This window comes from Allopusillimonas ginsengisoli (genome assembly GCF_004153455.1).
In the GTDB taxonomy this organism is placed as follows: Bacteria; Pseudomonadota; Gammaproteobacteria; order Burkholderiales; family Burkholderiaceae_B; genus Allopusillimonas; species Allopusillimonas ginsengisoli.
Genome location: NZ_SDQE01000009.1, coordinates 160,671 through 179,601, shown reverse-complemented (window position 1 = coordinate 179,601; position 18,931 = coordinate 160,671). Strand labels below are relative to the sequence as shown.

Sequence of the window (18,931 nt, the reverse complement as noted above, 5' to 3'; positions counted from 1 at the left end):
TGCCATTGCCACGGTGCAGTCGGCCGATGCGATCAAGGTGATCACGGTGCGTACCACCGGTTTTGATGCGGTGGCGGGCGAAGGCGGTAGCGCGGCCGTTGAGTCGATCACGGCAGTGGCCAATTCGGGCCTGTCCTCGTTTGTTGGGCGCGAAGTGGCCAAGAGCGACCGGCCCGAACTGGCCGGCGCGGCGGTGGTGGTCTCCGGTGGCCGCGGCATGGGCAGCGCCGAGAACTTCAAGCTGCTCGAGCCGCTGGCAGACAAGCTGGGTGCGGCGCTGGGCGCATCGCGCGCGGCGGTCGATGCCGGCTATGCCCCCAACGATTGGCAGGTTGGCCAAACCGGCAAGATTGTGGCGCCCCAGCTGTATGTGGCGGTGGGTATCTCCGGGGCCATCCAGCATCTGGCCGGCATGAAGGACTCCAAGGTCATCGTGGCCATCAACAAGGATGCCGAAGCACCCATCTTCGGGGTCGCCGACTACGGCCTGGTCGCCGATCTGTTCACGGCCGTTCCCGAGTTGGTTCAGGCGCTGTAATCGTTCAGTTTTTCGGCAAACTGGCGTACGTGCTGGTATCGAAGACCAGCAGCTACAGCATCCTGGCAGCAGGTCGGCAAGGCCGGCACTGCGCTCAGCACAAAGCCCACGATGTTTATCGTGGGCTTTGTGTTTCTGGCGTTGCCTGTTAGAACAGTATTTTGCAGCCCTGCCAGGTCTTGTCCTTGACCAACCGCCTGATCTCATCCTGGCAAATACTCATGACGCGTTTCACGGCCGGCGAGAGGGGCAGGCTTTCGCTCGCACACAGCACCAGTTCGCGCGATAGCGCCAGCCCCAAGCCATGCGCCTTGATGAGGCCGCTGGTCACTTCCGGCTGTGCAGCCGAGTAGGGCAGAATGGTTGCCGCGGCGCCATCACGCACAGCAGGAATGAGAATGGCGGAAGTGCTGGCTTCGGCGTAGAGCTTGCTATTGAGTCTGGCGGTCAGGAAGGCGTGATCGACACGTGCACGCAAGGTATTGGGCAGGCTGGGCAGGATGAGCGGAAGATGGGCAAAATCCCGGATGCACAGTTGGCGCCGGGGCAGGGAGACACTGGCATGCGTGAGCAGAAACAAGCGCTCGTGCAGCAGCGGTGTCAGCGATATGCCCTGAATGGCCTGTTGGTCTGGCGACAGAGAAAAATCCACACGCCCTTGCAGCACCAGCTTGGTGAGGTCGGCACTGGGAATGTCCACGATCTCCAGCACAACGGAGGGCAGTTCAGCCTTCACGCGCCGCATCAAAGGCAAGGACAGCATTCTGGCTGTACTGGACGCCAACCCGATGGAAACGGTGCCGGTGATCTGGCTGCCTGTTCGGGTCAGCAGGCTGCGGGTGCTGTCGACTTGTCGCAAAATGGTTTGCGCATGGCGATAAAGAAGCAAGCCTTCGGCGGTAGGCTGTACACCTTTAGAACCCCGAACGAGCAGGGAAACACCCAGGTCCCCTTCCAGCAGAGATATTTGCTGGCTGAGGGCAGGTTGAGCGACGTGCAGTGTTTCTGCTGCGCGTGTCATGTTTTGCATTTCGACGACGCGCGCAAAATATTTAAGCTGACGCAGGTTCATGGCGTGCATCGGGCGAGAGGCTGTAAAGAAATAAGTTTATCTTATGACTGAATCATTAAATAGTATTTTTATCATCTGAAATGCTTGCCTAGAATGGTTTTTGTATTCACGGAGACGAAAACCATGAGCTTGCCATTAGCAGGGCTGAAAGTGCTGGATCTTACCAGGGCGTTATCAGGGCCTTTCAGCACAATGATTCTGGGTGATCTTGGCGCAGAGGTGATCAAGGTGGAGCCGGCGCCTGCGGGAGAAATGGTACGGCAGTGGGGGCCTTTCGACGAAGACATAAGTGTTTATTATTTGAGTGCCAATCGCAATAAAAAAGGCATAGGTGTGGACTTCCGGCAGCCGGAAGGGCTGGCCTTGATCAGGAAAATGGCTTTGGCATCTGACATCGTCGTCGAGAATTTCAAGGTCGGCACGATGGAAAAAATGGGTCTGGGCTATCAGGCCCTGTCCGCAGAAAAGCCTGAGCTCATCATGGCATCCATATCGGGTTTTGGCAGCAAGGGGCCTGCCAGTCAGTGGGCAGGCTTTGATCAAATTGCCCAGGGCTATTCTGGCTTCATGAGCCTGACGGGCACGCCCGAGTCGGGTCCTATGCGCGTGGGTACGGCCATCGGCGATTTGACGGCCGGCATGTGGATTGTGATCGGCATCTTGTCGGCTGTAGTGGCCCGCAGGAACACGGGGCGGGGTCAACATGTGGAAACGTCCTTGCTGGCAGGGCTGATGAGTCTGCTCAGTGTGCAGGGGCAACGCTATCTCAGCGTGAACGAGATTCCTCAACCTTGCGGCAATGTGCATCCCGTGATCGCCCCCTATGGCACGTTCGATACCGCCGATGGGCCGTTGAATCTGGCGCCGGCGACCCAGGCGATGTGGGTGAAGCTGTGCAAGCTGCTGGAAATGGACCACTTGGTGTCTGACCCGCGATTTCTGACAAATGCAGATCGCATGCAGCACCGCCATGCGCTCAAGCTTGAGCTTGAGTCCAGCCTTGTTCGCAAGACGCGCATGGCGTGGACGTCGCTGATGATAGAGCACGGCATCCCTGCTGGACCGATCAATACGCTGGCCGATGTATTCGCCGATCCTCAGGTTGCAGCGTGCAAGTTGGTGCAATCCGTACATCACCCTGTTGTGGGCGAACTCAGGCAGGTCGGCCTGCCGTTGAGCATGACACACGTTGAAGACGGCACGTCCGTACGTACAGCGCCGCCAGTATTCGGCCAGCATACAAAAGAGGTATTCCGGGATTACGGTTTTTCGCCAGAGGACATCGAGCGCATGCTGGCGCGGAAAATCGTCTTTCAGGCCGAAGGCGACGCGCTGCTGGCTGAGGACCATCCAACGGCGCAGGCGGGAGGAAAGGCATGACACTCGCAGACCGCGCGCCGGCAGCGCCGAAGTCCGGGGCACCGAGCTTGCAGATAGAAGGGCGCGTAGCCACGGTGAGTTTTTGCCGCCCAGCACATGCCAATCGCCTGGCGCCCGAAGATCTGGACACCCTGCGCCGGCATATCGAAACGGTAAATCAGGATGCGCGTGTGCTGGTACTGCGTTTTGTTGCGCAGGGCAAATACTTTTGCAGCGGCTACGACATATCGTCTTTTGGCGCGCAGCATGCGCCCAGCTCCACCTATTTCGGCGAAACCATGGACCTGATCGAGTCCGCGCGGCCCGTGACCATTGCCGTCGTACACGGCGGGGTGTATGGCGGTGGTACAGATCTCTGCCTGGCCTGCGATTTTCGCATTGGAACGCCGCAATCAAACATGTTCATGCCTGCGGTGCGCCTGGGACTGCATTTTTACCCCGGAGGCATGGTTCGCTATGTGACCCGGCTTGGCGTGGACCAGGCCAAACGGCTGTTCCTGACTGCCGAGAAGATCGACGCGCCTGACATGTTGCGCATCGGATTCTTGACGGAGATGGTGGCCGAGACAGCATTGGCTGCCAGGGTCGACGCACTGACGGATCAGCTTGCGGGTATGGCGCCGCTGGCGCTGGTTGGGGTGAAAAAACATCTCAATCTGATTGCGCGCGGTCAGTGCAACGTGCGGGAAATAGAACAGGCGGTGCGGGCGTCGGAGCAGTCGGCCGATATGGCTGAAGGGGCACTTGCCTGGAAGGAAAAGCGTCGCCCGCTATTCGTCGGGCATTAACAACGCCGTATTCAACACCAACAATGATTAATGGAGACAAAAATGAACACATTCAAGGCTTTATGTCTGGCTGGCGTTCTCTTTGGCGCTGTCGCCGCAGGCGCGCAGGCCAGTGAGTCCTATCCGGCCAAGCCCATTACGCTGGTCATAGGCTTTCCGCCTGGAGGCGGCGCAGACCACGTTGGCCGTGTGTATGCGAACAGCCTGTCCAAATTGCTAAAGCAGCCAGTGGTCGTGGAAAACAGGCCTGGCGCCGGATCGACGATAGGCGCCAATCAGGTCGCAAGAGCGGCACCAGACGGCTACACGCTTTATCTTGGCAATTCCAGTGTCATGGGTAGCGACAGCGTCCTATACAAGGTCGATTACACGCCGGATGATTTTGTTCCGATTGCGCAACTGACCACAGGCCCCATGGTGTTGATCGCCAATGCCAGCCTGGGCCTCAAAAGCGTGCAGGATTTGATAGACAGGGCACGCAAGGATCCTGGAAAATTCAATGTCGCCTCATCCGGCAACGGCGTCATCACGCATCTTGCCGCCGTGGAGTTCATGGGTCTGGCCAAGGTTGATTTTATGCACATCCCTTTTAAGGGTGGCGCGGCCGCTACCCAGTCGGTGGCTGCGGGCGACACCGATATTTCCTTTGCCACGGCGCCTTCCGCGCGTGCGGTGATTGATACCGGGAAGGTGGTAGGGCTGGCCGTAACCTCTGCCCAGCCTTCCAAGCTGGTGGCGTATCCGCCGATTGCGCAGACAGTGCCCGGCTACGACCTGTCGAACTGGTGGGGTATTTATGCGCCCAAAGGAACGCCAAAGACCGCTATTGAGGTTCTGTTCAAGGCAACGAATCAAGTGCTGAGCGATAAAGAAGTTCAAAAAAGCCTGGAAGCCGGCTATGAAGAGGTGACGCCCTCCCAATCCACCGCGGCGTTCGAAACCTTTGCCCATCAAGAAGGCGCAAAAGGCTTGAGACTGGCAAAGGAAAGCACATCCAGCGCAAATTGACCATGGCGCATCCAGGACGATAGTGCCGTGAGTGTGGCAAAATGTTTTTCCAGCAGCTTGAATAAATAACAAGCGCCGAGACAGGCCTGCACGCTGTATCACGCCGGAAGCATTGGTTTTGTGTGCGCTTCGGATTGTGGCCCAAGAATACCTCAAGATTGTGGAGAACAAGTGACTTACCGCGCCCCCCTGGAAGATATCCGTTTCGTCATGAAAGAACTGGCAGGCCTGGACCAAGTGCTGGCGCTGCCAGGCTTCGAAGAAGTCTCAGACGATTTGGTCGATGCCATTCTGGATGAAAACGCCCGCTTTGTGGAGCAGGCCATTGCTCCGCTCAATCGCAATGGCGATACGACGCCGGCCAAATGGTCGGATGGCGAAGTGCAGACTTCCCCCGGGTTTCAGCAAGCCTTCAGCGAGTTTGCGCAGGGCGGTTGGCAGGGTTTGCTGCATGAGGGAAAATGGGGAGGTCAAGGCTTGCCCAAGCTGGTTGGGGCCAGCACCAGCGAAAACCTGAATGCCGCCAACCTGGCGTTTGCGCTATGCCCTTTGCTGACGGATGGCGTCATAGAAGCCCTGACCGCAGCGGGCACCCAGGCGCAGCAGGATCTGTATATCCCGCCCATGCTAGAGGGCCGCTGGACCGGGACCATGAACCTGACCGAGCCGCAAGCCGGTTCCGATCTGGCTCAAGTGGCGTCCAGGGCCGTAAGGCAGGACGACGGCAGCTATCGCGTGTCCGGCCAGAAAATATTCATTACCTACGGTGAGCACGATCTGGCCGAGAATATCGTGCACCTCGTGCTGGCACGCACGCCCGACGCGCCTAAAGGCGTCAAGGGCATATCACTGTTTATTGTGCCCAAGTTTCTCGTCAACCCGGATGGTTCGCTGGGGGCGCGCAACGATGTCTGGTGTGCATCGCTGGAACACAAGCTGGGCATACACGGCAGTCCGACGGCAGTGCTGCTGTACGGGTCTGGCAAGGGCGAAGTCGGAGAGGGCGCGGTCGGATATCTGGTTGGCGAGGAGAACCGCGGGCTGGAGTACATGTTCATCATGATGAATGCAGCGCGCTTCGCCGTGGGCACTCAGGGCATCGCGCTGGCCGAGCGGGCGCTGCAGCATGCCACCGAATATGCCAGTGAACGCGTGCAGGGCCAGGCGCTCGAAGGGTCCAGCGGGCCTGTTGCGATCGTGAATCATCCCGATGTGCAGCGCATGCTCCTGACCATGAAAGCCCTGACCGAGGGCGCGCGGGCGGTGGCGTATGTTGCCGCGGCCGCCAACGATACGGCGCGCCACCATCCGGACCCTGCCGAGCAGGCCCGCAGCAAATCCATTTATGAGTATTTCGTGCCTGTCGTCAAGGCGTTTTCCACGGAACTTTCGGTGGAGGTCGCCTCGCTCGGCATCCAGGTTCACGGCGGCATGGGCTTCATCGAAGAGACCGGCGCCGCCCAGTATTACCGCGATGCCCGCATTCTGCCCATTTATGAAGGGACGACGGCTATCCAGGCAAATGATTTTGTTGGCCGTAAAGTGCTGCGTGACGGCGGGGCGGTAGTCAAGGCGTTGACCGACGCTATGCGTCAGACAGTCGCCGAGGTCAAGGCTGCGGCGGTTGATGCGGGCGATGATGCGGAAGGCATGACTCTGATCGCGGTGCAGCTTGACGCCGCGGTGGATGCCTACGAGCGTGCGATGCGCTATGTGCTGACGCATGCCAAAGAAGGGCTGCGCGGCGTTTTCATGGGCAGCGTCACCCTTCTGATGTTGGCGGGTGTCGTTCACGCCGGATGGCAGATGGCGCGGGCGGCCCTGGCCTGCCGCAAATATCTTGCGCAACCCGGCGCCGCGGATTTTTACCGCCAGAAACTTGCGACAAGCGTGTTTTATGCGGGATACATTCTGCCCAGGGCAGCTGCGTATGCGGAAAGCATTGAGCAGGGCGGGGTGATAAGCCGGTATGCGGAAGCCGCGCTCAGGACATAAGGTTATACATAAAGCTTATTTCCTTCCGGGTACTTATGCTGACACAATATATGACATATCACTTTTGTCCACCCGTTTGCAGAGAGACATGCCATGACGACTTTACGTTTGGGCGATACCGCCCCTGATTTTGAACAGGATTCTTCCATCGGGAAAATCCGTTTCTACGATTACCTCGGAGACAGCTGGGGCGTGCTTTTTTCGCACCCAGCCGACTTCACACCGGTTTGCACCACCGAGCTCGGATATACCGCGATCGTGTCGGGCGAGTTCGCCAAGCGCAACGCGAAAGTGATCGCCGTCTCCGTGGATGACGCCGACTCCCACCGCAAGTGGATTGACGATATCAACGACACTCAGAACACCAAGGTCGAATACCCTATCCTGGCCGATGCCGACCACAAGGTGGCCAACCTGTACGACATGATCCATCCGAACGCCAGCAGCACCGCCACGGTTCGCTCGGTATTCATCATCGATCCCTCCCGCAAAATCCGGCTCACCATCACGTATCCGGCCAGCACGGGCCGCAATTTCGACGAAATCCTGCGCGTTCTGGATTCCCTGCAGCTTACCGACAACTACAGTGTTGCCACGCCCGTCAACTGGAAGGAAGGCGAAGATGTCATCATTGTTCCTTCCATCAAGGACGAAGAAGAGTTGAAAGCCAAGTTCCCCAAGGGCTACAAGGTCGTGCGTCCGTATCTGCGTATCACGCCCCAGCCCAACAAATAAAACCATCAGAGCAGATGCCTGCATCCGTGCGGGGCTGGTTTCTGCCAACCACTTCCTGCAACCCCGCAAGATGGCGTCATGCCTGGTCTTGCGGGGTTTTTGTCGTGAAGATACAGGCCTTTGCGCCACCGGCGCTTTCGCAGCGTCAGGCATGGAGGGCAAAGTGCGGATTCGCGACACCCTGGTCAAGACGTCAAAAAAGAGCTTGCAACGATAGCTGTTTGTTTATACAGTACTGGTTATTGATTCACTGTTTTGTTAAACAGTATTCGGCTGCCCAGCCCTGCGCTGATCAGGTCTGTGTTAGCGCTGTCAACAACTATCTTTGCGAGGCTACAATGCATATGTCTACTCCTACTCGACATGTTCCTGCCAAATGGCCGTTTCCCTCCCGCCAGGGGCAGGACAGCCAACCCTCCCGGCCAGTGCGGGGTCGCACGTCGTCCCGGCTCACACGCGGTTCCATGCTTGTTGATGTATGTCTGGTCCTTGCCTGGGGCGCTACCATTCCGGGGCTGATGTGGTTGGGCGTAGCTAGCGGGTTCTAACACTACCACCTCCCGTACTTTTAAATGTACGTGCTTCGTTGTACAATAGTTGGCTTTGCTAACTCATCCTCTGTCTGGCTTGCCGCGTATAGCGGGCAACTCAAAGCAAAATGGCCAGCGCAAGATGAAATCTGGAGTCACTACCGTGAACCTTATCGAAACCCTCGAACAAGAGGAAATCGCTCGTCTTACCGGCGATAGCCCCAAGCCTGAATTTGGCCCTGGCGATACTGTTGTTGTAAACGTGAACGTTGTCGAAGGCACCCGCAAGCGTGTTCAGGCATATGAAGGCGTTGTCATTGCCAAGCGCAACCGCGGCCTTAATTCGGCTTTTATCGTGCGCAAGATCTCGTCGGGCGAAGCCGTCGAGCGTACATTCCAACTGTATTCTCCCCAAATCGCCAGCATTGAAGTCAAGCGTCGTGGCGATGTCCGTCGTGCTAAACTGTACTATCTGCGTAGCCGTTCGGGTAAAGCCGCTCGCATCAAGGAAAAACTGGTTCGCAAGTCGGCAAAAGCCGCCGCTTAAAGCGGTTTGCTCGCTTAGGCACCAAAGGCACCCGCAGGGTGCCTTTGTCGTATCACGGAATACATGTCGGAAAGCACCTCTCCCCCTCGACGCAGTCGAGTAATCGTAGCGCCGAGTTTCGATCCCCGGAGCCAACCTGTTGTCTCCTCCGAAACACTGCCTCCTCTTTCACCGTCTTGTATCCGGCTTGATTTCATCCAATCCGCATTTGAACGGCCCATAGACTGGAAAGTCGAGCCTGTTTTTACCAGTTCGTTCAAAGTGGATCAGCTCAAGGGCCCGGATGTCCGCCAGGCAGCCGTATTTTTTCCGCTGATCGAAAGGCCCTCCGGCCTGCAGGTGCTGTTTACCCGTCGTGCTTCACACCTGCATGACCACGCGGGGCAGATCAGCTTTCCTGGCGGCCGTATCGACGCCCAGGACAAAGACGAGGTGGCCGCCGCGCTGCGTGAAACCTACGAAGAAATCGGCGTGGGGCTCGAGCATATCCGGCTCATCGGCACTCAGCCTGGTTTTTTGACGTCTACCCGGTTCACCATGAAGCCTATTATCGGGCAGATTTTGCCGGGCTTTACGATCACCCCCAATATGTCGGAAGTTGCTGAAGTATTCGAGGTACCGTTATCGGTATTAATGGATACCCGCCTGCATCGCCTGCATCGCGCCAACCTTCCGGGCGGCGGGCATCGATTCTACTTCTCGATTACCTGGCAGTCCTATTTCATCTGGGGTGCCACGGCTGCGCTGATCCGCAATTTTTATCACTATCTGGCCGCGGCGCAGTTGGTGATAAAGCCCTGACGCCCAGTGGCGGCAAGGCTTGCGTTGTGTCGCCTTCTGTCAGTAGCGTTGCAGTGCTTCGTTTTCTGCGAGGATGCGCTTGTAGAGATCGTGACGTTCCGCAGAGATCTCGCCCCGCGTCAGCGCCGCCAGCACGCCGCACCCTGGTTCATGCCGATGCGTGCAGTTATAGAATCGGCATTGCTTGACGGCTTGGGCAAATTCCGGAAAACCGCGTTCAATTTCCCCCGGGCCTAGATGAAACAGCCCAAAAGCCTGGAAACCGGGTGAATCAATGATGTCTCCGGAATTGTCCGGCAAGTGATACAGGCGCGTACTGGTAGTGGTGTGGCGACCGGCGCCCAGGGCAACCGAATGCGCTTGTGTTCTGGCTTCAGCATCCGGTACTAGCGCATTAAGCAGAGTGGATTTGCCCATGGCGCTTTGGCCCAGCAGCAGGCTGCAGCGGCTGCGCAGCAAAGGTATCAGGGTGGCGATGGCCTCGTCTTGTTCCAGGGCACTGACTTCCACTACCGGTACACCGCAATCCCGCAGTTTCTGCAGTCGCTGCCGTGCCTGGGGCAAACTGTCGGTAAGGTCGGACTTGTTCAGGATGATGGTGGCGTCCATGTCTGCCGCATGAGCAGCCACCAGCGCACGCCCGAGCAGGTCTTCAGAAAAAGCAGGCTCTGGCGCAATCACGATCAGCAGTTGGTCGACATTGGCGGCAAACTGCTTGGTTCTCATGTCGTCTGAGCGGTACAGCAGATTGCGGCGCTCGAGAATGCGATCTATGGATCCTTCTTCGGTGCCTTGCGGACTGATCTCAACCTGGTCGCCGACGGCGGCCTCGGATTTTTTGCCTCGGGGAAAACATTTTCGTATGGCGCCGTCGGGGAGCTCTACCGTAAAGTGGCGACCATGGGCGGCGATGATACGCCCCTGTAAGGGCGGACGGTTATCCATGCTTGAGTTGCTGTATGCGTCGCACTGCCGACGGGTGGCTGTCGTAAAACGCCGAGTGTACTGGATCGGGCGTCAGCGTGGCGGCATTATCGTCGTACAGTTTGACCAGCGCCGAAATCAGTTTTTCGGGCGGGCATTGTTTGGCAGCGTAACGATCTGCCTGAAACTCATCGCGCCGCGAAAGCCAGCTTGCAAGCGGCGTGATCCAGAAGGTAAATACCGGGATCGCGAGAAACATCAGAATAAGCGCCAACGCGTCATTAGGCCTGCCCAGTTGCGGTATTACGCCCAGGCCAGTGTAGAACCAGACTTGTTGCGAGAGCCATCCGAGCAACAGAAAGAAAACCAGCGCGCCGCCAAAGCTCAGTATCATGCGCTTGAGGATATGGTGATGAATGAAATGGCCAAGCTCATGCGCCAGCACGGCTTCGATCTCATCGACATTCAAACGGGAGAGCAGGGTATCGAAAAAGACAATACGCCGCGCCTTGCCCACGCCCGTGAAATACGCATTGCCGTGTGCCGAGCGCTTTGAACCATCCATGACAAAAAGGCCGTTCAGTGCGAACCCGCAGCGCTTGGCCAGGCTTTGGATGCGCGCGTTGATTTCAGCGTTATCCAATGGTTTGAAGGAATTGAACAGCGGTGCGATGACGGTAGGGAACAGCCACAGCAACAGAAAATTGAATGCCACCCACAGACCCCAGGCCCACCAGATCCAGTTCGGGCCGGTATTGCCCATGATCCACAATACACAGGCGGCCAGTGGGGTACCAAAGACCAGAGACAGCGCCAGCGTCTTGACGGTATCCTGGGCAAAAAGCCTGGGCGTGACGCGGTTGAAGCCGTAGCGCGCTTCGAGCTTGAATTTGCGCCATATGGAGAATGGCAGGCCGATAACGCCCATGATGACAAGCACAGCGCCCAGCAGGGCGAGCTGGCGAAGCATCTCGTTATCGATCAATCGCCCCAGATTGAAGTCTAGGAACTGCAGCCCGCCCAGCAAAGTAAATCCGACCAGGACGGCGGCCTCGACGACGCGCTCAACCATGGACAATTTGACTTTGTCCATGGTGTAGTCGGCGGCGCGTTGGTGGCTGAACAGCCTTATGCGATCAGCGAACTCCGGAGGAACGGCATTGCGATGCTGGTGTACATGACGGATTTGCCTGGCGCTCAGCCAGAAGCGCAGCAGCACGTCGACGATCAGGAAAACGGAAAAGAGTAGGGTAAACAGCATAAGCGGCGGCGGTGTGCGAAAATGACTCTTTTTAGGAAGGATTATATGGCGGCGAATGACCAGCGTCTGGTGTGGCTCGATATGGAAATGACTGGGCTGGATCCTGAAAAAGAGCGCATTATTGAAGTGGCGGTAGTCATTACAGAGGCCGATCTGTCTTTTGTCGCTGAAGGGCCTGTTCTGGTGGTCCATCAGAGCGACGAGCTATTGAACGCTATGGATAAGTGGAATCAATCCACTCACGGAAAAAGCGGGCTGATTGACAAGGTTCGCGCGTCCACACTCACCGAGGCCCAGGCCGAAGAACAATTACTGGATTTCCTGTCTGCCCATGTACCCTCGGGCAAGTCTCCACTTTGCGGTAATACCATCAGCCAGGATCGGCGCTTCATGGTCAAGTATATGCCACGGCTGGAAGGATATTTTCATTATCGCAATCTGGATGTCAGCACGCTCAAAGAGCTTGCGCTGCGCTGGAAACCCGAGGTCTATCGCAGCTTTGTCAAACAGAGCAAGCATGAGGCCCTGGCGGACATTTACGAGTCCATCGACGAACTCAAGCATTATCGCGAGTACTTCATCAAGCTTTAAGCGCGTCATGCGTGTCCGAACTGGCTGGCGCGGGCGCTGCCGGGCGATTGAACCGGGCATATACATAGGACTTGAGCGGCAGGTAATGGTTCCGATCCTTGCCGAGTATCGCTTCAAGATGGGCTTCGGCCCGGTCAAACACAGCCCAGTACAGTTGCCCGCACACTTTCCGGGCAGCCAGGCCAGGCCAGTCCGCCGGCAGCATTTGCTGGGGTAGTTGTGGGTCGTGCAGCACGATGCGCCGCCATTCATGCAGCGTCAGCGCACGCACAGCAAAAGCCTGATCTGGCCGTAGCGCGTCATTGACTGCGTTCAGCATGGGGGCAAATGTGGCGATAAAGTTTTCATACTGTCTGGCAACCCCCTCCATATCCCAGCATTGCGATATCAGCGCGCGGATTTGCAGCCCCGATGATGCGGGTGAGATTCGCCCGGATGAAGCTTGGCTGTCGTTCAGGTCGTGGGCGTTCAGTACCAGCGCATGGTCACTCAATTTGAGTTGAGCCAGCACTTTGCGCGCGGCGGCGGCGTGGTCCCGAGGCAGGGCAAATACGCCGGGCGCAATCACTCCAAAACCTGCCCAGACCAGCTGCCGTCGCAGTTCGCCGCGCCTGTCCAGGCTGCCGTTGCCGAAGCGCGGCAGGATGACCAGTGTCCAGTTCCCGGCCCAGTCTGTAGGCGACCCGTGATAAATCCGCGCAGAGGCCTGGTGTGTCAGGGCCAAACCCTGAGCACTGAGACGATACAAGCTGCGCCGCCCGTGGCGCTCGGACTGAAGCCAGTCCTGGGCGACCAGGCGAAATACGCTGGTGCGCAGCAATCGTTCATTGATGCCGAGCGGCGTAACCAGCTCGATCAGGTCGCTCAGCCAGAGGCTGCCGCCGTGAGGCTCGATCGCATCGCCCAGCAAGGTGACGCACAGCGACTTGGCCCTGGGTGGATCCTGCTGGAGTAGCACCTCGAGGAGGGATTGAAGCGTAGAGGAAGAATCTTCCATGAATAAGTGTGTCCGGTGGAAGCCGTCATGTTACCTGAATGGGTGTGCTTTCTAATTTGATACTAAAATCTGATTGACATCAATATTTTTGTATTAAATAATGAAGTATTAGTAAGCGGCCAAGGTGGTGGCGTGTCTGTGCGCAAAAGCCAGGCCGCCAGAAGACAGGAGACTATTATGTATGCCCAACTCGTTGATACCGGTGTAAGCCGGGTTCGCTCGGCAGATCAGCTCAGTGGTCCGGAACGCGAGTTTCAGCAACGCATCGACGAAGGCGTGCGTATAGAAGCCAAAGACTGGATGCCCGATGCCTACCGCAAGACCCTGGTACGGCAGATCTCTCAGCATGCGCACTCTGAAATTGTGGGCATGCTGCCCGAGGGGAACTGGATTACGCGCGCGCCTACGCTCAAGCGCAAGGCCATTCTCATGGCGAAGGTGCAGGACGAGGCGGGCCACGGTCTGTACTTGTACAGCGCGGCCGAAACATTGGGTGTATCGCGTGACCAGTTGGTCGACGACTTGCTCGCGGGCAAGGCCAAGTATTCCAGCATTTTCAATTACCCGACGCTCACCTGGGCGGATATCGGCATGATAGGTTGGCTGGTGGATGGCTCGGCCATCATCAACCAGATTCCCCTGTGCCGGTGCTCCTATGGGCCTTACGCCCGAGCCATGGTCCGGGTCTGTAAGGAGGAGTCCTTTCATCAGCGCCAGGGGTACGACCTGCTCATACAGATGTGCCGGCATGGCACGCCCGCTCAGAAAGACATGTGTCAGGACGCGCTCAACCGTTGGTGGTGGCCGGCATTGATGATGTTTGGCCCGCCTGATGCGGATTCGCCCAACAGCGCGCAATCCATGCAATGGCGTATCAAGCTGTTTTCCAATGATGAGCTGCGCCAGAAAATGGTGGATCAGTCGGTGCCTCAGGCCGAGTACCTGGGTCTGACACTGCCTGATCCTGACCTGCGCTGGAATGAAGAGCGCGGCCATTACGACTTCGGGGAAATCGACTGGAGCGAATTTTACGCCGTGCTCAAGGGCAATGGGCCCTGCAATCGCGAACGTCTGCAGGCGCGCGTGGATGCCCACAACAGCGGCGCCTGGGTGCGCGAGGCATTCAGCGCGTATGCGGCCAAACAGGACGCGCGCCAGGTGGCCTGAGGCCGCGTGCGAGGCATCGGGGGCCGCGACCGGCCGTTACCGCATCTAGGAAACAATGATTATGGACAAGACAGAATGGCCTCTCTGGGAGGTCTTTATCCGCAGCCAGCACGGCCTGGCCCACAAGCATGTTGGCAGCCTGCGGGCGAGCGATGCCGAGATGGCCATCAACAATGCGCGCGATGTCTACACGCGCCGCAATGAGGGCGTGAGCATTTGGGTGGTCAAATCGGGCGATATCGTGGCCAGTGTGCCGGGAGACAAGGAAGCGTTGTTCGACGCAGCGCGCAGCAAGGTCTATCGCCACCCTACCTTTTTTCCCATGCCTGACGAAGTCAAGCACATGTAGGAGCTGGCATGGACCATGCATTGTTTCAATACCTGTTGCGTCTGGGAGACTCGACGCTTGTGCTGTCCCAGCGCCTGTCGGAATGGACCGGCCACGGCCCGGCTCTTGAGGAGGATCTGGCGTTGACCAATACCGCGCTTGATTTGCTGGGGCAGGCCAGAATGTGGTTGACGTTGGCGGGGGAGGTCGAAGGCCTGTCTCGTGACGAAGATCAGCTGGCGTATCTGCGCGATGCGCCGGATTACCGGAATTATCTGCTGGTCGAGCGCGGCAATGGCGACTACGGCCACACCATGTTAAGACAGTTTTTTTTCGATAGCTGGCATTACTTCCTGCTACAGAGGTTGAGCCTGTCGCCGGATGCACGCATTGCGGATATTGCTGCCAAGGCCCTCAAGGAAGTCACCTATCATGCGCGCCGTTCGGCGGACATTGTGGTGCGTCTGGGGGATGGGACGGCTGAAAGCCATCAGCGCATGCAAAGCGCGCTGGACGATTTGTGGCGATATACCGGCGAGCTATTCGTCGACGACAGCATCCACACAGCGCTTGCACAGCGCGGGGTCATTACGCTCCATGAAACGCTGGAGCAGGACTGGTTGACGCACGTGCAGGCAGTGCTCAAGGAAGCCACGCTGAATCTCCCGGCGATTGAAGACGCACGCCATTCCGCCTATCAAGGAGGCATGGCGGGACGCCATACCGAAGCGCTGGGCTATCTGTTGGCAGAGATGCAGCATTTGCAGCGCAGCTATCCAGGCGCAAGCTGGTGACGATGCTTCGCGCGCAGGGCTATCAAGCCAAGGAGGCCAGGATGATGAGTTCGACCAATACACTGAGGCATCCGGACTGTCGTACCGCTGCGCACGCGGAGGCGGCGCAGGTCATGCAATGGCTGCAGTCGGTGCCGGATCCCGAGATTCCCGTGATCTCGATTGTTGACCTGGGCATCGTGCGCGAGGTCGCCTGGGAAGGTGACGAGTGCGTTGTCACGATTACCCCGACTTATTCCGGCTGTCCGGCGATGCAGGCAATTACCGAAGACATTACAGGTTTGTTGGGCGCGCGTGGCATCGAGCGCGTAAGGGTCGCTACCCGGCTTGCGCCGGCCTGGACCACAGACTGGATGAGCGCGCGCGGGCGGGAAGCGCTCAGACAATATGGTATTGCGCCGCCGCAGGAAAAAGCGATAGACGTGTCGGGGATTACGCGGCGGTCCGCGGTGAGTGTGGCGTGTCCCCAATGCCGTTCAGCCCGCACGCGTTTGATCAGTGATTTTGGCTCCACGTCGTGCAAGGCGCTCTATCGTTGTCTGGACTGTGGCGAGCCTTTTGATTATTTCAAGGCGCATTGAGCATGTATTTTGTCAAAATGATGTGCTGTTCCGTGCAGGCCGGCCAGCTGTCGACCGTGCGATTTTCGCGTGAGGTGCAATAGCGTGACGACTTCGTTTTATCCTCTCAAGGTTGCAGACGTTGCCAAGAATACGCGGGATGCCGTGGTGGTCACATTCGACGTGCCCGATGCGTTGCGCGACACGTTCACGTTCCGGCCCGGTCAGTACCTGACATTGCGCACGCAGGTAGAAGGCCAGGAGCTGCGACGTTCTTATTCGATTTGCGCAGCGCCGGGCGACAGGCTGCTGCGGGTGGCCATCAAGCGCATGAATGACGGTCTGTTTTCGTCGTGGGCCAACGCGTTCTTGAAGACTGGCCAGGTGATTGATGTGATGCCGCCGGATGGTCATTTTACGTATGCGTTTGAAGTCGACAAGGCGCGCAATTATGTCGCCTTTGCCGTGGGCAGCGGCATTACGCCCATTCTTTCGCTGATCAAGACGGCGCTGAGCGCCGAGCCGCACAGTCACTTCACCCTGTTCTTCGGCAATCGTGCTTCGTCGGCCGTTCTGTTTCGCGAAGAGATCGAGGACTTGAAGAATCTTTACATGCAGCGGTTCTCCGTTGTGTATGTGATGAGCCGCGAGCATCAGGAGATCGAGCTGTTCAATGGCCGGCTGGATGGGCCTAAAGCCACACAATTAATGAAATCCTGGATGGGCCGGGCGGAGGTTGATGCGGCGTTTGTGTGTGGGCCTCAGGACATGAGCGAGTCTGTCATACAGGCACTGAAGGACTTGGGTCTGGACGGGTCTCGCATCAAGTTCGAGCTGTTCGGTTCGCCGCCCGGCCCTCGTGCGCTTCGTACCGGGCAAGAGGCGCGCAAGGCGCCCGGTAGCCAGCAGTGCGAGCTGACCATTGTTCAGGATGGCCTGACCCGCACATTGACCATAGACAAGAATCGCGACAGTGTGCTCGATGAGGCGCTTGCCCAAGGCATAGAGCTTCCCTATTCCTGCAAGGGCGGGGTCTGTTCAACCTGCCGCTGTAAAGTAGTGGAGGGCGAAGTCGACATGGACGCGAATTTCGCGCTTGAGGATTATGAAGTGGCGCGAGGGTTCATCCTGAGCTGCCAGAGTTTTCCCGTCAGTGACCGCCTGGTGATCGACTACGACCAGGAGACCTAGTGTGCAAGATTACGATACAGGAGCAAGACACGTGTCTACCGATTTTTTTACGGCCAATCAGGAAATGCTGGAGCGGGCGGTTCAGGCCATTGCCGACCGTACCTACTGGAGTCCTTTTGCCGAATCGCCCAGTCCTCGTGCCTACGGCGAAACTGCGAATGATGACGGGCGCGCTGTCTTCGAGGCGTATAAGGGCGGTGATTTTCCGCTTGATCAGAACCCGGCTGCGGGCGCCGTCGATGGCGAGGCAAGCCCTTTTGGCTTTCCCTTAGGCATACGCTATCCCCGGCTGGAGGCCACAACACTGATCGAACGCGCCGAGCAGGCGCTGGACAGCTGGCGCGAGGCGGGCCCTGAGGCCTGGGTAGGCGTGTCGCTGGAAATTCTGCGCCGCCTGAACCAGCGCAGCTTCGAAATGGCTTATGCCGTGCAGCACACCACCGGACAGGGCTACATGATGGCCTTTCAGGCGGGCGGGCCGCACGCTCAGGATCGCGGACTGGAAGCTGTGGCCTATGCCTGGCAGGAAATGAAACGCATACCTGGCGAAGTCACCTGGGAAAAGCCGCAGGGCAAGCATGATCCCATACGCATGGGCAAACGCTTCACCATCGTGCCGCGCGGCGTTGCGCTGGTGATCGGATGCGCGACGTTTCCCACCTGGAACAGCTACCCCGGTCTGTTCGCCAGTCTGGCAACGGGCAATACGGTGATCGTCAAGCCGCATCCCGGCGCCATCCTGCCACTGGCGATTACCGTACAGGTAGCGCGCGAGGTGCTGGCCGAGGCCGGTCAGAATCCGAATATCGTGCAGTTGGCGGCCCATGCGGCGGATGAGCCCATGCCTCAGGCACTGGCGCTGGACAAGGCCGTTCGACTGATTGATTTCACAGGCAGTAGCGAGCACGGCAATTGGCTGGAAAACAATGCGCGGCAAGCTCAGGTCTATACCGAAAAGGCTGGCGTGAACCAAGTCGTGATCGATTCCGCCGCCGATTTCAAATCTGTTGCCCGCAACCTGGCGTTTTCCTTTGCGCTGTACTCGGGCCAAATGTGTACGGCGCCCCAGAACATTTATGTGCCACGCGATGGCATCGAGACCGCTGATGGGCATATGAGCTTTGACGAGGTGGCTCAGGCGCTGGCGCAGGCGCTGGAAAAACTGGTGTCTGATCCCGCCCGTGCCGTGGAGATCACCGGGGCAATTCAGAATGAGGGGGTGGTGGCTCGTATCGACGCAGCGCGGGCCACCGGCCTGCCGGTGCTGTGCGAGAGTCAGGCGCTGGCACATCCCCTGTTTGCCCAGGCACGCGTGAGGACGCCATTGATGCTCAAGGCAGATGCCAACACCGACCGCGATATCATTATGCGTGAATGGTTCGGCCCTATCATATTCGTGGTGGCGACGGATTCGACCCGGGCCAGCCTGATGCTCGCGGGCGATACCGTACGGGATCATGGCGCGCTATCTTTGTCGTGCTACAGCACTGACGATGCGATTGCAGAGCAAGCGCGCAAGGTAGCGGAGCGCGCTGGCGTGGCATTATCGCTGAACCTGTGTGGTGCGGTGTTCGTCAACCAGACGGCTGCCTATAGTGATTTTCATGGCACCGGCGCCAACCCGGCGGCCAATGCCGCCTTGTCCGATACCGCCTATGTGGCCAACCGTTTTCGTGTGGTTCAGACACGCTGGCATGTTTAATGTTGCGCCGGGTTGGGTGCCC

At 58.1% G+C, this 18,931-nt stretch carries 20 protein-coding genes; 16 read left to right on the top strand and 4 right to left on the bottom strand.

Features of this window, described 5'->3' with window-relative positions; translation table 11 throughout:
- Nucleotides 1–538, top strand: a 538-nt coding sequence (locus ERE07_RS15760) for an electron transfer flavoprotein subunit alpha/FixB family protein (protein ID WP_209021160.1), incomplete at its 5' end; no start/stop codon positions are given.
- A 148-nt stretch (nucleotides 539–686) separates the two neighbouring features.
- Here ERE07_RS15760 and ERE07_RS15755 read toward each other — a convergent pair.
- Nucleotides 687–1,610: a LysR substrate-binding domain-containing protein gene (locus ERE07_RS15755; protein WP_130009987.1), complete on the bottom strand. Its 924-nt coding sequence runs from the start codon at nucleotides 1,608–1,610 to the stop codon at nucleotides 687–689.
- Nucleotides 1,611–1,733: 123 nt separating this feature from the next.
- Between ERE07_RS15755 and ERE07_RS15750 the strand changes: the two genes are divergently transcribed.
- From ERE07_RS15750 to ERE07_RS15715, 8 genes are all read left to right on the top strand, one after another.
- Nucleotides 1,734–2,990, top strand: a complete 1,257-nt coding sequence (locus ERE07_RS15750) for a CaiB/BaiF CoA transferase family protein (RefSeq protein ID WP_130009986.1) — start codon at nucleotides 1,734–1,736, stop codon at nucleotides 2,988–2,990.
- Entirely contained in the window at nucleotides 2,987–3,778 is a 792-nt protein-coding gene (locus ERE07_RS15745) for an enoyl-CoA hydratase/isomerase family protein (protein WP_130009985.1), read from the top strand. Before ERE07_RS15750 ends, ERE07_RS15745 begins: the two co-directional genes overlap by 4 nt.
- 42 nt (nucleotides 3,779–3,820) lie before the next feature.
- Nucleotides 3,821–4,786 (top strand): Bug family tripartite tricarboxylate transporter substrate binding protein, encoded by a 966-nt coding sequence (locus ERE07_RS15740; RefSeq protein ID WP_167670931.1) that lies wholly within the window; start codon nucleotides 3,821–3,823, stop codon nucleotides 4,784–4,786.
- Nucleotides 4,787–4,957: 171 nt separating this feature from the next.
- Complete coding sequence (locus ERE07_RS15735; RefSeq protein WP_130009983.1) at nucleotides 4,958–6,781, top strand: acyl-CoA dehydrogenase; 1,824 nt, start codon at nucleotides 4,958–4,960, stop codon at nucleotides 6,779–6,781.
- 93 nt (nucleotides 6,782–6,874) lie between these two features.
- Nucleotides 6,875–7,516 carry a peroxiredoxin gene (locus ERE07_RS15730; RefSeq protein WP_130009982.1) on the top strand — a complete coding sequence of 214 codons (642 nt, stop codon included), beginning with the start codon at nucleotides 6,875–6,877 and terminating at the stop codon, nucleotides 7,514–7,516.
- Nucleotides 7,517–7,860: 344 nt separating this feature from the next.
- The gene (locus tag ERE07_RS15725; RefSeq protein ID WP_130009981.1) at nucleotides 7,861–8,064 is read left to right on the top strand and encodes a hypothetical protein; all 204 of its coding nucleotides are present in this window, start codon (nucleotides 7,861–7,863) and stop codon (nucleotides 8,062–8,064) included.
- 145 nt (nucleotides 8,065–8,209) lie between these two features.
- Nucleotides 8,210–8,593, top strand: coding sequence for a 50S ribosomal protein L19 (gene rplS, locus ERE07_RS15720; RefSeq protein WP_130009980.1), 384 nt, complete (start codon nucleotides 8,210–8,212; stop codon nucleotides 8,591–8,593).
- Nucleotides 8,594–8,656: 63 nt separating this feature from the next.
- Nucleotides 8,657–9,394, top strand: coding sequence for a CoA pyrophosphatase (locus tag ERE07_RS15715; protein ID WP_130009979.1), 738 nt, complete (start codon nucleotides 8,657–8,659; stop codon nucleotides 9,392–9,394).
- 39 nt (nucleotides 9,395–9,433) lie between these two features.
- On the opposite strand, the gene rsgA is transcribed toward ERE07_RS15715, so the two are convergent.
- Nucleotides 9,434–10,339 (bottom strand): ribosome small subunit-dependent GTPase A, encoded by a 906-nt coding sequence (rsgA, locus tag ERE07_RS15710; RefSeq protein WP_130009978.1) that lies wholly within the window; start codon nucleotides 10,337–10,339, stop codon nucleotides 9,434–9,436.
- Nucleotides 10,332–11,579 (bottom strand): M48 family metallopeptidase, encoded by a 1,248-nt coding sequence (locus tag ERE07_RS15705; RefSeq protein ID WP_130009977.1) that lies wholly within the window; start codon nucleotides 11,577–11,579, stop codon nucleotides 10,332–10,334. The genes rsgA and ERE07_RS15705 overlap by 8 nt, the downstream gene beginning before the upstream one ends.
- 45 nt (nucleotides 11,580–11,624) lie before the next feature.
- Between ERE07_RS15705 and orn the strand changes: the two genes are divergently transcribed.
- The gene (gene orn, locus ERE07_RS15700) at nucleotides 11,625–12,170 is read left to right on the top strand and encodes an oligoribonuclease (RefSeq protein ID WP_130009976.1); all 546 of its coding nucleotides are present in this window, start codon (nucleotides 11,625–11,627) and stop codon (nucleotides 12,168–12,170) included.
- Here orn and paaX read toward each other — a convergent pair.
- On the bottom strand, nucleotides 12,160–13,167 hold the full coding sequence (paaX, locus tag ERE07_RS15695) for a phenylacetic acid degradation operon negative regulatory protein PaaX (RefSeq protein ID WP_130009975.1): 1,008 nt from the start codon (nucleotides 13,165–13,167) through the stop codon (nucleotides 12,160–12,162). The two genes, orn and paaX, sit on opposite strands and share 11 nt — an antisense overlap.
- Before the next feature lie 177 nt (nucleotides 13,168–13,344).
- Between paaX and paaA the strand changes: the two genes are divergently transcribed.
- From paaA to paaN, 6 genes are all read left to right on the top strand, one after another.
- Entirely contained in the window at nucleotides 13,345–14,334 is a 990-nt protein-coding gene (gene paaA / locus ERE07_RS15690; RefSeq protein WP_130009974.1) for a 1,2-phenylacetyl-CoA epoxidase subunit PaaA, read from the top strand.
- A gap of 61 nt (nucleotides 14,335–14,395) precedes the next feature.
- Nucleotides 14,396–14,683 (top strand): 1,2-phenylacetyl-CoA epoxidase subunit PaaB, encoded by a 288-nt coding sequence (gene paaB, locus ERE07_RS15685; protein WP_130009973.1) that lies wholly within the window; start codon nucleotides 14,396–14,398, stop codon nucleotides 14,681–14,683.
- An 8-nt stretch (nucleotides 14,684–14,691) separates the two neighbouring features.
- Entirely contained in the window at nucleotides 14,692–15,456 is a 765-nt protein-coding gene (gene paaC, locus ERE07_RS15680; protein ID WP_130009972.1) for a 1,2-phenylacetyl-CoA epoxidase subunit PaaC, read from the top strand.
- Between the two features lie 41 nt (nucleotides 15,457–15,497).
- Nucleotides 15,498–16,037 (top strand): 1,2-phenylacetyl-CoA epoxidase subunit PaaD, encoded by a 540-nt coding sequence (paaD, locus tag ERE07_RS15675; protein WP_130010003.1) that lies wholly within the window; start codon nucleotides 15,498–15,500, stop codon nucleotides 16,035–16,037.
- 84 nt (nucleotides 16,038–16,121) lie between these two features.
- On the top strand, nucleotides 16,122–17,207 hold the full coding sequence (paaE, locus tag ERE07_RS15670; protein WP_130009971.1) for a 1,2-phenylacetyl-CoA epoxidase subunit PaaE: 1,086 nt from the start codon (nucleotides 16,122–16,124) through the stop codon (nucleotides 17,205–17,207).
- Between the two features lie 31 nt (nucleotides 17,208–17,238).
- The gene (paaN, locus tag ERE07_RS15665) at nucleotides 17,239–18,909 is read left to right on the top strand and encodes a phenylacetic acid degradation protein PaaN (RefSeq protein ID WP_130009970.1); all 1,671 of its coding nucleotides are present in this window, start codon (nucleotides 17,239–17,241) and stop codon (nucleotides 18,907–18,909) included.
- The last annotated feature ends 22 nt before the right edge of the window (nucleotides 18,910–18,931 follow it).